A 12482-nucleotide genomic window follows, 5' to 3' on the forward strand; every position below is an offset into this window, starting at 1 on the left:
AAAGTCCTTTCGTTTATGAAAATCAGCAAAGATTAAAGCATAAATGTTTTCCGAAGTGATGAATTTGCAATAAGAAAGTAAAATCAAATGTGAGAATTTATGAAAGATTGAAATATGTAAAACGCGTATCAATGAACGGATAAAAAGAAATAAAAAAAGAAGAAGGAGTACCTTCTTCTTTTCATCAATCTTGTGTTTTCAATTTAATCTAGTGATTTAGAACACTAGACTTTGCCTCTTGAGATAAAGCCTACAATTGCGAGAATCACTGCAATCACAAGTAAGATAATTGCGAAATCTTTAGATAAGCCTGCTACACCACCAAACCCTAGCAAACTTGCTATCAATGCAATCACTGCAAAAATAATCGCCCAACGGAACATTTTGATTCTCCATAAATTTTTATTAATGTTCATTCAGTATAAGAAAATAAACTGAGCAAAATGTATACAAAGGGTATTTTAACGTAGAGTATTGATATTCTTTAGTTAATCAACTGTAACTGAGATTGATGAAATTTTATGAGAATTATTAGTGATATACTGACTCAATTTTTTGATATTTAGCTGAATCATGAGCACATCTTTACGCCCTGAATTTTGGAAACATTATTCACTGTTTGAAATGAACCAAGCAGAATGGGAGGCACTGTGTGATGGTTGTGGCATGTGTTGTTTGGTTAAATTAGAAGATGATGAAACCGAAGAAATCGCATATACCAAAGTGGCGTGCAAACTTCTAGATTGTCAGACGGGGCATTGTTCAGATTATGAAAATCGTCAGGTGCATGTACCTGACTGTATTCAGTTAACGCCTGAAAAATTACAACAAATACGATGGCTACCCTCGAGTTGTGCATATCGACGTATTAATGAAGGTAAAAAGCTACCGAATTGGCATCACTTGGTGACAGGCAATAAACAAAGTGTGATTAGTGCTCGAAAATCTGTAGCAGGTCGTTGTATATCTGAACAGCTTGTTAATGAAAATGAAATAGATGAATACATCGTGCGGTGGGTACGCTAGTACATTCAATTGCTAGACTGCACATATTTTGTAATACAAAAACACTTTTAAAATGATCATTGCCGTTTAATCCTTGAGACTGATATTCAAGGATTTAAAAAGGAAAGACATGTTAAAAGCTGCAAAACTGATTTGGATTGTTGGTTTGAGCGGAATCATAATGGCGTGTCATGCCAATCAAAATAAGGCCACTGAAGCACAGAATCCGCAGGAATCAACAGTCAAAAACGTAAATTCAAAAGCTCAAGAACAACGATATCAAGTTGAAAAAATTGCTCTATTTAATGAACCATGGGCGATTGCAACTTTACCAAATGGTCAACTGTTAATTACAGAAAAGTCAGGCATACTTAAGTTGTTTGACTCACAATCAAAACGTAGTTTTAACGTGGCTGGTGTGCCTCAAGTTGCTTATGGCGGACAAGGTGGTTTAGGTGATGTTTCGATTCATCCTAATTTCAATAATAACGCTTGGTTATATCTCAGTTATGCCGAAGAAAAAAATGGATTGTTTGGTGCAGTGGTAATCCGAGCGAAATTGGATTTATCGAATATCGAAGCACCGAAACTGACGGATATCGAACGCATATGGGAGCAAGTCCCTAAAGTGTCGGGTCAGGGGCATTATGCACATCGTATAGTGTTTGACCAGCAAGCGAATTTATGGATTAGTTCAGGGGAACGGCAGAAGTTTCAGCCTGCACAAGATATGCAGTCTAATCTAGGTAAAATTGTATATTTGTATGATGATGGTCGTGCTCAAGAATCTAATCCATTTGCCAAACAAGGTGGTGTCTCAGCGCAGATTTGGAGTTTAGGTCATCGTAATCCTTTAGGTATGGCATTTGATCATCAAAATCGTTTGTGGGTGGCAGAAATGGGCCCTAAAGGTGGCGATGAGTTCAATCTTATTGAAAAAGGTAAGAATTATGGCTATCCAATTGTATCTAATGGTGATCACTATGATGGGAAACAGATTCCGAATCATGAAACGCGACCTGAATTTATAGCCCCTAAACTTGATTGGTCTCCAGTGATTTCACCCTCGAGTCTGATTTTTTATAAATCTAACTATTTTCCACAATGGAAGAACAAAGCCTTAATCGGTGGATTATCATCGAAAGCCATTATTGTGGTAGATCCACAATCTGAACCTGTACGAGAAATTCAGCGCTTGGATATGGGGGTTCGAGTACGAGACTTGCATGAAGCGAAGGATGGCACAATTTGGGGAATAGAAGATGGACCGCAAGCTTATTTATTCAAATTAAAAGCAAAACTCGAATCTGAGTAAAATGAAAAATGTTGAATAGTGATGGTTGTTTTGACTATTAATATTGGAATTTGACTATTACATAGTAGACTAGTCAACAGCACTTTGAGATCTATAAAAAATATGTCCGATACACAAATTCCGCTACCTGAACGCTTACGTCCACGTGATTTGTCTGAGATTATCGGACAAGATCATTTACTTGGTGAAGACGCACCTTTACGTCAAATGATTGACCAAGGACATTTACCTTCGATTATTTTTTGGGGGCCTCCAGGGGTCGGCAAGACCACCATTGCGCTATTGTTAGCTCAAGCTGTAGATCGTACTTTTATTAGCTTGTCTGCACTCAACACTGGTGTTAAAGAGCTTCGAGAAATTATTGGGGAAAGTGGCGATCTCATTGTGCCAGTGGTTTTTATTGATGAAATTCATCGCTTTAATAAATCTCAACAAGATGCCTTACTGAGCGCAGTAGAAAAAGGCAAGATTACTCTGGTTGGTGCAACCACAGAAAATCCTTCTTTTGAAGTCAATAATGCTTTGTTGTCGCGCTGTCAGGTGTATACGCTGAATGCATTATCTGAGCATGATATTCAACATTTAATTGAACGTGCACTCAAGCAAGACCAATTTCTGAAAGACCGTCATATTCACATCGAAGAATATGATGCATTAATTCAATTTGCCGCAGGTGATGCTCGTAAAGCACTCAATTTATTGGATCTCATTGCGAGCACATTTGAAGCAGATGTTGAAAATATTGTCACCAATGCCATTGTGGTGAAAGTAGCTCAACAAAATATTGCGAGATATGACAAATCTGGTGAGCAGCACTATGATTTAGTCTCAGCATTCATTAAATCAATTCGTGGAAGTGATCCTGACGCTGCACTATATTGGATGGCGAGAATGTTAAAGGGGGGGGAAGATCCAGTCTTTATTGCGCGTCGGATGTTGATAGCCGCTTCGGAAGATATTGGAAATTCTAATCCTAATGCGTTGTTATTGGCTGGGGAGTGTTTTAGGTCCGTTCAAGCGGTTGGGATGCCAGAATGCCGTATTATTTTAGGACAATGTGCAGTGTATTTGGCCACAAGCGCGAAAAGTAACAGCACTTACTTAGCAATCAATAAAGCATTAGAGTTGGCTGAACGTACGTCAAATCTTCCAGTTCCATTGCATTTAAGAAATGCTCCAACCAAGTTAATGAAAGAGCAGGGATATGGTGTAGATTACTTATATCCACATCACTATCCAGAACATTTCGTGTTGCAGGATTATATGCCTCCAGAGCTGAAAGGCACCAAATTGTACGAATCAGCTCGTAATAAGCGTGAAGTCGAAGCAGAGCGTTTACAGCAGCGACGTTGGCAGCAAGAGCAGCAACAACAATAAAAAAAGCCCAGTTCTATGGGAAGCTGGGCGAAAAGCGATTCATCTGGTCGGCAACTACAGTCTCTCTCTTGAGCCACCAACTCCTGTAGTTGCCTGGTATAAAAATATATTAGTTGAACTTAGTAATATTGTAAAAACGATCATTTTAATAAATAGCATTAATTTATTCGATTAATGGGGGGTAAATTTAAAAACAAAAACAACAATTGAGTTTTTTAATGATCAATGCCCCAGATTTGTCATCTTATTTAAATATCGATTCGATAAATTAATAGCATTACCAATGAGGAGAGAGCATTGGTAATGCTACTTAACAAAAATAATGAATGTATAACAATAATTTGAAAATATAAAAATAATATCACCAGATACAAAAAAGCCGAGTCATATGACTCGGCTTTATTTTATCTAAATTTTGATTTAGATATCAGAAAGGTCAACACCAATACGTGTTGCAACTTCTTCATAAGCTTCAACCACACCACCTAAGCCTTGGCGGAAACGGTCTTTATCTAATTTTTTCTTGGTATCTTTGTCCCATAGACGGCAACCATCTGGAGAGAACTCATCACCAAGAACGATACGGTCATGGAACACACCAAATTCAAGTTTAAAATCAACTAAAAGCATGTTGCCTTGAGCAAAAAGATCTTTTAAAACCACGTTTACTTGGTGAGTTAACTCTTTCATACGCTCAAGTTGTTCAGCAGTAGCCCAACCTAAAGCAATGGCTTGAGATTCATTCACCATTGGGTCGCCCAAAGCGTCATCTTTGAAAAATAATTCAAATGTAGGTGGTGTAAGTTCTAAACCTTCTTCAACACCCAAACGACGGCAAAGCGAACCAGCTGCATAGTTACGGATTACACATTCAACTGGAATCATGTTTAACTTTTTAACCAAAACTTCGTTTGGTGTTAAAAGTTTTTCGAAATGAGTTTCGATACCTGCAGCTGCAAGTTTTTCCATGATAAAGGCGTTAAAACGGTTGTTCACCTTACCTTTGCGATCTAGCTGTTCGATTTTTTCGCCATTAAATGCTGAGGCATCATCACGAAAGACTAAAATCAGGTGGTCTGCACTATCGGTTTCATAAACGGATTTAGCTTTACCAGTATAGAGCAAGGTTTGTTTTAACATGGTGGAACCTTTTTCAGAAAAAATATGCCTAGAACGACTAGGCTGGCCAGTTTTGATAAATCTGGGTTAACAGGCTTGCAGCTTTTTGTTTGTCTGCAAACGCGTTAGTTGGGGTAAACACGGCCAAGGTATGACTCGAACCTACAGATGTCAGTTTAAGCACTAAACTTTCACCATCCACTTGAATTGTCGCGGAATGGGGATTCTTAGGTTGATTGACAAAGTTGTAGTTGAGGCTACTGAGAGTGGCGATTGTGTATTGCCAAATTGTAGCAGAATTTCCGTCAATTTTGATCAACGGATTGCCATTTCCATCAGTTAAAAGTTGTGGACGACCGACAGCAGTTGATTGTTCAGTCTCAACAGGATTAGAAACGGTTGTTGCCACATTAGGACGAGGTAGCTCGAAACGATTACCTCGCTTATTAACCATTTGTGGCGCATTGTCTATTGCAAGCTGTTCAACAACAGGCGCTGGATAAAGCGGTGTTGCTGGTCTAACCATTGAACCTTCAGGAAATTTAAGCGGGGTTTGTGCAGTAGATTTTTTATAATCGAGTGAACCATTATCGATACCAATCGTACTACAACCGACCATGCTGAGGGCTGAAAGGGCAAGGGGTAAACCAAAACGTAGTTGCATAGTTATTAAACTCTTCTTAAATAATGCTCGCAGCTTTTAATGCATCACGCAGTGAAGCTCGATATTGTTCTGCTAATGGAGTAAGTGGTAAACGGATACCTGTACCAATTAATCCCATTTCATGAAGTGCCCATTTCACAGGAATTGGGTTTGATTCACAAAATAGAATTTCGTGTAAATTTGCAACTTGATCATTAATTGCTTTTGCTTGAGCTGCATCACCCACTAAACCAGCGGCACACACTTGGCTCATTTGCTTTGGAGCAACGTTAGCGGTCACAGAAATATTACCTTTCGCACCATGCTCAATCAGTTGATATGCTGTTGCGTCATCACCTGAATAGACCACCATATCTTTGCCTTCAAGTGCTTTTAAAAGCTCAGCACCGCGAGGAACATCACCTGTTGCATCTTTAATACCTACGATTTGAGGAATATCAGCAAGACGAACTACAGTTTCATTGCTCATATCAACGCCAGTACGGCCAGGTACGTTATAAAGAATTTGCGGTAAATCAACAGCTTCAGCAATTGCTTTGTAATGCTGATACAAGCCTTCTTGAGTCGGTTTGTTATAATATGGCGTTACTAAAAGTGCAGCATCTGCACCAAGCTCTTTAGCTTCTTTGGTAAGCTCAATCGCTTCATGCGTTGAGTTTGCGCCTGTGCCGGCAATAATTGGAATGCGTTTATTGGCTACACGAATGATTTCTTTAATCACTTGAGTGTGTTCAGCCATGCTTAAGGTCGAAGCTTCACCTGTTGTTCCCACGGCAACGATACTGTTTGTACCTTGTTCAATGTGCCATTCAACAAGCTTCTCGAGACCCTTCCAATCAACAGTTCCATCTTCAAACATTGGAGTGACGATTGCGACGATTGAGCCTTGAATTACCTGAGCTTGCTGAGTAGTCATTTTAAAACACGATCCTATTTTTCCATCCAGTGAAGGTTGAGAAGCGAAGTTTGGATGGGTATGTATTTTGATTTATATCACGATCCAATATGCCTGCATACTGGATAACGCGTATGCAAATTATGAACTAAGCTACCAATAAGAACAATATGAATTCACTTCAGTCAAAAAAAAGTTTAGTTAAAACAAGTAACTTTTTTTTAAAAAAGCAATTTTAAGACCTTGTGGTTAGGCATTTAAATAACAGGGAAGATAGATGTTCGTATATGAAAGTATTGCGGATAAAAATCAAAATTCGAACTAAAATCTGACCAATTTACCCTGAATTAATAGCTTATATCACTTACATCAGATTTAAGATGTATGTATATAAAGGTGAATAAACTAATAATTTTTAAATTATGTGATTATTATAATTTATATAACGTCTTAATTTTTTTACTTAAAGGTTAAATTATTATAATACTTATAGATTTTATAATAGATTTTTCTTGGTTTTCTCCTAAATAAAAAAAATAATTAATCGTTTTGAAGACTAGAATTTATTTTGGTTGGCAAGAGGTATGAAATTTAATCTTATTTTGATTACATTTTATTACACCATTTGATAACTCTCACTTTCATTGACTTACATAGATAATCGGGCATCGGACTCAAATGCTGATGAGTGAGGGAAGTTCAATGCAAGAATCAGTAAGTAACAAACATGCAATTTTGACGGTAGGTATCTGCTTCCTCATTGCAGTAATTGAAGGCTTAGATATTCAGGCTGCTGGTATTGCAGCTGCGGGTATTCGTGAACATTTTGGTTTAGATAGTTCACAATTAGGTGTGTTTTTTAGTGCTGGTATTTTAGGTCTGTTACCTGGGGCACTGGTAGGTGGGCGTATTGCGGACCGTATTGGTCGTAAAACAGTTTTAATTTGGTCTGTTGCTGTTTTCGCTGTATTCACTTTATGTACGGTATGGGTAAATAGTTTTAACAGTTTATTGGCTGTACGTTTCCTTGCAGGTGCAGGACTAGGTGCAGCAATGCCAATTCTCATCACTTTGGCTTCTGAAGCTGTAACCCCACAAAATCGTGGTCGTGCTGTAGGGCTAATGTATTGCGGTATGCCTGTCGGTGCTGCGATCTTATCTTTAATTGCAAGTACAGATTTCGGTGCTAACTGGAAAAATATTTTCTATCTTGGTGGTTTATTACCATTAATTGTTATTCCAGTAATGATGAAGTTCTTACCTGAATCTAAAGAATTCTTGAAAACGCAAAATAGAACTGAAGCTGAAATTGCAGAAGCTCCACAAGGTTCGTTTAAAGATTTGTTTAATTCACAGAATCTTCTTCGTACGATGTTCATCTGGTGTAGCTATTTCTTCACGCTCATGGTGGTTTACATCATGCTCAGCTGGTTACCTTCTCTATTCCAAGAATTAGGTTTCTCAAGAAAAGAAGGTGCGACAGCGCAATTCTACTTCATGGTAAGTGCTACTGTAGGTACTGTGATTTTAGGTGTATTAACTGACCGCTGGAAAAAAGCTTATGTGATCTTGTTAATGTACGGTGGTATTTTGGCTGGCCTTCTTGCGTTGAATGCAGCAAGCTCACTCACACAAATGTATTTGGCTTCAGCATTGGTTGGTGCTTTCGTGATTGGCTGTCAAGGTGTGCTTTACGCATTTGGTGGTATTGTGTACCCAACAGAAGTACGTGGTACAGGTGTTGGTGTAGCATCAGCAGTAGGTCGTATCGGTGCTATGCTTGGGCCAGCAATTGCAGGATCATTATTAACGGCTGGATTTGGTGCAGCAGGCGTAATCTCTGCAGCAATCCCTTGTATTATTATTTCTGCGATCTTCATGTTAATGTTGGTACGTCGTATCCAAAATTAAGACAAAAACATAGATTAAAGCCTGCTTGATGCAGGCTTTTTTTATAGAGTTTTCATATCAAATTTTCTACTCAAGCAATTGTAGTTCTCATGATCCTATGCAATAGTCCCTAACAATTTCAAAAATATTGGGAGCTGAAAAGGATGTTCCAACCACAACAAAGTGCACTTATCGTTGTTGATGTTCAGAATGGATTTACCCCTGGGGGAAATTTGGCGGTAGCAAATTCAGATCAAATTATTCCAACCATTAATTTACTTGCTCGGCATTTTGACAATGTTGTCCTTACCCAAGATTGGCATCCTCAAGACCATATTTCATTTTTTGAAAATCATCCTGGAAAGTCTGCTTATGAGACGATTGAATTAGCTTATGGCCGCCAGGTGTTATGGCCTTCACATTGTGTGCAGGGTACACATGATGCAGATTTTCATCCAGACTTGAATATATCCAAAGCGCAGTTGGTCATTCGTAAAGGTTTTCATCCACATATTGATAGTTATTCTGCCTTTTTAGAAGCTGATCATCGAACATCGACTGGCTTAGCAGGTTATCTGCGTGAGCGTGGAATTCGTGACATCTTCATTGTCGGGATCGCCACTGATTTTTGTGTGGCTTGGACGGCAATTGATGCTGCAAAATTAGGTTTTAATAGTTATGTCGTGTCAGATGCGACCAAAGGCATCGATTTAAATGGTTCTTTACAACATGCATGGCAAGAAATGCTTGCACAAGGTGTGAAACGAATTTACGCCAAAGAACTAATGACTCTCAGGCATTCAGCGCAGACCATTTAAAGGTCATGGTTCAAGATCATACGTCGTTAATCCAATAAGTGAACTTTTTAAATGAAAGCCATCAATCAATTCTTGCAGAAAACCTTTGCGCTGTGGGTACTCCTTTTTGCAGGAATTGCCATGTATATACCAGAAGCATTTATTTGGCTTAAGTCTTATATCACTTGGATGCTCGGGATTATCATGTTTGGCATGGGAATGACCATGTCGTGGAAGGATTTTAAAAGTGTTCTCAGCCAGCCTAAGGCGGTTGCCGTTGGAGTGGGTGCTCAATTTATAGTGATGCCATTATTGGCATGGGGATTGTGCATAGCATTTCGATTACCCGCTGAAATTGCCATTGGCGTACTCCTTGTTGGATGTTGTCCCGGCGGTACAGCATCTAACGTCATTGCTTATATGGCAAAGGCAAATGTGGCTTTGTCTGTCGCGTGCACCTCAGTTTCAACGATGTTAGCACCTTTGCTGACACCCTTGGTTTTTTATCTCTTAGCGAGTCAGTGGATCGATATAGATGCGGTAGCAATGCTTGTGTCGGTAATGCAAGTGATTTTGTTCCCTATTATTTTAGGGGTGATCGTGAGCGGTCTATTTAAGCAAAAAACAGATCAATATATCGCAATGATGCCTATGGTTTCAGTCATCGCGATTGTATTGATTGTGGCTGCGATTATTGCTGGAAGCAAAATGCAAATTTTACAGTCAGGGTTACTGATCCTTGCTGTTGTAATTTTACATAATGGATTAGGATATTTTATAGGTTATTGGGCTGCAAAATTATTGCAGCTTAATCAAGCAGATGCTAAAGCAGTTTCGATAGAAGTAGGGATGCAAAATTCTGGCTTAGGCGTTGCTTTAGCTGCGGTTCATTTTGCGGCAACACCCATTACAGCACTTCCAAGTGCGATTTTTAGTTTATGGCACAATATTTCGGGACCCATCTTGGCAAGTTATTGGGCGACGCGTGACAAAGCTGTCCTTAAAAAAAATAAGTATGACGGTGATGTGATTAAGTAGCTGATTCTATTTTCGTTAACTGACCTAGAAATTCTTTTTCAGTCATGATGTGAATACCATGTTGCTTTAAAAGCGCTGCTGTAACACCGTTCGCATTTATTTTCGTCCCTGAAAAAGAGCCATCATAAATCTGACTAAAACCACACGATGGACTTTTAGCTTTCAAAATCGCATGAGTAATCCCATGTTTTTTAGCAAAAGCCAAGGTCTGTTTTGCTCCTAAAATAAATGCTTCGGTAACATCTTTTCCCGAAAGATCAAATACTTTTGCATGACCACTCAAAACATCGGAGTCTGTTCCTTTTTGAATTTCAGCAGGGGCTCTGGGAGTGCTAAGCCCTCCAGAAATTTCAGGGCAGATTACGACGGCCTGATCGGTATCAATGAGCATTTTAATTTTTTGTTGAAGGCAATGTTGGCCATCGTAGCGAACTGGATGTCCGACTAAACATGCACTGATAAGATATTTCATTTAATAAAAAAAGACCAATAATATTCATTATCGGTCTTTTTAAGTGTAGATCAAATTGAATTATTCAACCGTAACTGACTTGGCTAAGTTACGCGGCTGATCTACATCGGTACCGCGTAGTACAGCGACATGATAGGACAAAAGCTGCACAGGAATACTGTATACGATTGGTGATAATAGTGCTGAAACGCTCGGAACTTGAACAACGTGTTGGCGCTCTTTTTCCTTAATGCCACTATTTTCATCTGCAAATACAAACAGCTCACCACCACGTGCTTGAACCTCTTCCATATTTGATTTGAGCTTATCAAGCATGTCATCCTGAGGAGCAAGAATGACAACAGGCATATCATTATCAACTAAGGCCAATGGGCCGTGTTTTAACTCACCAGCTGCATAACCTTCGGCATGAATATATGAAATTTCTTTCAGTTTAAGCGCTCCTTCAAGCGCGATTGGGAACTGTGTTCCACGACCTAAAAATAGGCAATGTTGTTTTTCAACAAACAATTCAGATAGGCGTAAAATTTCTTTATCACATTGTAATGTGTCAAGAATCACTTTAGGTGTATGCCATAATCCAGTAATGATTTCTGTTACTTGTTCACTAGAAATCGTTTGTTTAACTTGACCGAACTTAAGCACGAGCAGCATCAGGGCAGCAAGTTGTGTGGTGAATGCTTTGGTCGACGCAACCCCAATTTCTGGACCCGCTAATGTCAATAAGCTGTAATCTGTTTCACGCACCATGGAAGATGTTGCAACGTTACAGATCGTCATAGTGGTGATATTAATATTTTTCGCTTTGGCACGTTTTTGTGTATCACGAAGAGCAGCCAATGTGTCGGCAGTTTCACCTGATTGAGAAATACACACATAGAGCGTATTGTTCACGATGACTGGAGTGCGATAGCGGAACTCACTTGCAATTTCAACTTGGCAAGGTACATCAATCAGTTGTTCAAACCAATATTTTGCGATCATGCCTGCATGGTAACTGGTACCGCAAGCGATGATTTGAACTTGCTGAATCTGAGAAAAATCTTCTACAGCATTTGCAAGAAAATCATCACGTAAGTGATCGGCATTTAAGGCTTGAGAGATGGTTTGCTTGATCGCTTCAGGTTGCTCATAAATTTCTTTCAGCATGTAATGCTTATATTCACCTTTTGAAGCATTACTCACTGTCGCATCAAGTTCTTTGACAGGGCGTTCAACGCGCTCACCTTGTACATAGACTTCGATCGTATCACGTGTTAAACGCGCAATATCACCTTCTTCAAGGTATATAAAACGATTGGTAATCGGTAATAGGGCCAATTGATCAGAACTGATAAAGTTCTCACCAATTCCCACACCGATCACGAGCGGTGAACCTTCACGAACAGTGATCAATTCATTTGGGTAATCTGTATGTACGATACCGAGTGCAAATGCACCTTTGAGTTGAGGCACAACTTGTTCAACGGCTTTAAGCAGGTTAGGAGCAGACTTCAGTGCATCATGAACTAAGTGTGCAACAACTTCAGTATCTGTTTGGGATGTAAACACATATCCCAATGCTTCAAGATCATCTTTTAGCTCTTGGTAATTTTCAATAATACCGTTATGTACCACAGCGACTTGACCAGAAATATGTGGATGTGCATTATTTTCTGTAGGTTTGCCATGAGTAGCCCAACGTGTATGTGCGATACCAAGCGCGCCAGTGATCGCTGCTTCTGAAATCGCTTCTTCAAGGTTGATAACTTTACCGACACGACGTTCACGTAAAACTTGACCTGCATTGATTAAAGCTAATCCCGCTGAGTCATAACCACGGTATTCAAGACGCTTTAAGCCTTCAATTAGAATATTTGTTATGCTTCGTTCTGCTACACCGCCGACGATACCACACATATTGTAATCCC

12 protein-coding genes are annotated in these 12482 nt (G+C 39.2%); 6 read left to right on the forward strand and 6 right to left on the reverse strand.

From position 1 onward, the window contains the following. Positions 1-224: 224 nt before the first annotated feature. The gene (locus AC1M9D_RS07245; RefSeq protein WP_035264869.1) at positions 225-383 is read right to left on the reverse strand and encodes a DUF1328 domain-containing protein; all 159 of its coding nucleotides are present in this window, start codon (positions 381-383) and stop codon (positions 225-227) included. A gap of 190 nt (positions 384-573) precedes the next feature. Between AC1M9D_RS07245 and AC1M9D_RS07250 the strand changes: the two genes are divergently transcribed. The 3 genes from AC1M9D_RS07250 to AC1M9D_RS07260 all read left to right on the forward strand — a co-directional run bounded on the left by AC1M9D_RS07250 (position 574) and on the right by AC1M9D_RS07260 (position 3697). Next, the gene (locus tag AC1M9D_RS07250) at positions 574-1026 is read left to right on the forward strand and encodes a YcgN family cysteine cluster protein (protein ID WP_481591991.1); all 453 of its coding nucleotides are present in this window, start codon (positions 574-576) and stop codon (positions 1024-1026) included. A 109-nt stretch (positions 1027-1135) separates the two neighbouring features. Continuing rightward, positions 1136-2320 carry a PQQ-dependent sugar dehydrogenase gene (locus AC1M9D_RS07255; RefSeq protein ID WP_481611832.1) on the forward strand — a complete coding sequence of 395 codons (1185 nt, stop codon included), beginning with the start codon at positions 1136-1138 and terminating at the stop codon, positions 2318-2320. Positions 2321-2422: 102 nt separating this feature from the next. Next, the gene (locus tag AC1M9D_RS07260) at positions 2423-3697 is read left to right on the forward strand and encodes a replication-associated recombination protein A (RefSeq protein WP_092766586.1); all 1275 of its coding nucleotides are present in this window, start codon (positions 2423-2425) and stop codon (positions 3695-3697) included. Positions 3698-4117: 420 nt separating this feature from the next. Here AC1M9D_RS07260 and purC read toward each other — a convergent pair whose 3' ends face one another. Genes purC through dapA form a run of 3 tightly spaced genes read right to left on the reverse strand, consistent with a single transcriptional unit; the run spans position 4118 to position 6396 of the window. After that, positions 4118-4837 carry a phosphoribosylaminoimidazolesuccinocarboxamide synthase gene (gene purC, locus AC1M9D_RS07265; protein WP_092766585.1) on the reverse strand — a complete coding sequence of 240 codons (720 nt, stop codon included), beginning with the start codon at positions 4835-4837 and terminating at the stop codon, positions 4118-4120. A gap of 37 nt (positions 4838-4874) precedes the next feature. Further along, positions 4875-5480, reverse strand: coding sequence for a lipoprotein-34 precursor (NlpB) (locus AC1M9D_RS07270; protein ID WP_481611833.1), 606 nt, complete (start codon positions 5478-5480; stop codon positions 4875-4877). Positions 5481-5496: 16 nt separating this feature from the next. Next, entirely contained in the window at positions 5497-6396 is a 900-nt protein-coding gene (gene dapA, locus AC1M9D_RS07275; RefSeq protein ID WP_179999608.1) for a 4-hydroxy-tetrahydrodipicolinate synthase, read from the reverse strand. A gap of 681 nt (positions 6397-7077) precedes the next feature. On the opposite strand from dapA, the gene mhpT reads away from it, so the two are divergent. From mhpT to AC1M9D_RS07290, 3 genes are all read left to right on the forward strand, one after another. After that, positions 7078-8286, forward strand: coding sequence for a 3-(3-hydroxy-phenyl)propionate transporter MhpT (gene mhpT / locus AC1M9D_RS07280; RefSeq protein WP_035264856.1), 1209 nt, complete (start codon positions 7078-7080; stop codon positions 8284-8286). A gap of 143 nt (positions 8287-8429) precedes the next feature. Further along, entirely contained in the window at positions 8430-9083 is a 654-nt protein-coding gene (gene pncA / locus AC1M9D_RS07285; protein WP_481592784.1) for a bifunctional nicotinamidase/pyrazinamidase, read from the forward strand. A 51-nt stretch (positions 9084-9134) separates the two neighbouring features. After that, positions 9135-10100 carry a bile acid:sodium symporter family protein gene (locus AC1M9D_RS07290; RefSeq protein WP_481611834.1) on the forward strand — a complete coding sequence of 322 codons (966 nt, stop codon included), beginning with the start codon at positions 9135-9137 and terminating at the stop codon, positions 10098-10100. Here the strand turns inward: AC1M9D_RS07290 and AC1M9D_RS07295 are convergent. Both AC1M9D_RS07295 and glmS read right to left on the reverse strand, forming a co-directional pair. Beyond that, positions 10093-10572 carry a 2-thiouracil desulfurase family protein gene (locus AC1M9D_RS07295; RefSeq protein WP_481611835.1) on the reverse strand — a complete coding sequence of 160 codons (480 nt, stop codon included), beginning with the start codon at positions 10570-10572 and terminating at the stop codon, positions 10093-10095. The genes AC1M9D_RS07290 and AC1M9D_RS07295 overlap by 8 nt on opposite strands. Before the next feature lie 60 nt (positions 10573-10632). After that, positions 10633-12471, reverse strand: coding sequence for a glutamine--fructose-6-phosphate transaminase (isomerizing) (gene glmS / locus AC1M9D_RS07300; RefSeq protein ID WP_481611836.1), 1839 nt, complete (start codon positions 12469-12471; stop codon positions 10633-10635). Positions 12472-12482 lie beyond the last annotated feature (11 nt).

This window comes from Acinetobacter sp. ANC_7682, from assembly GCF_056779795.1.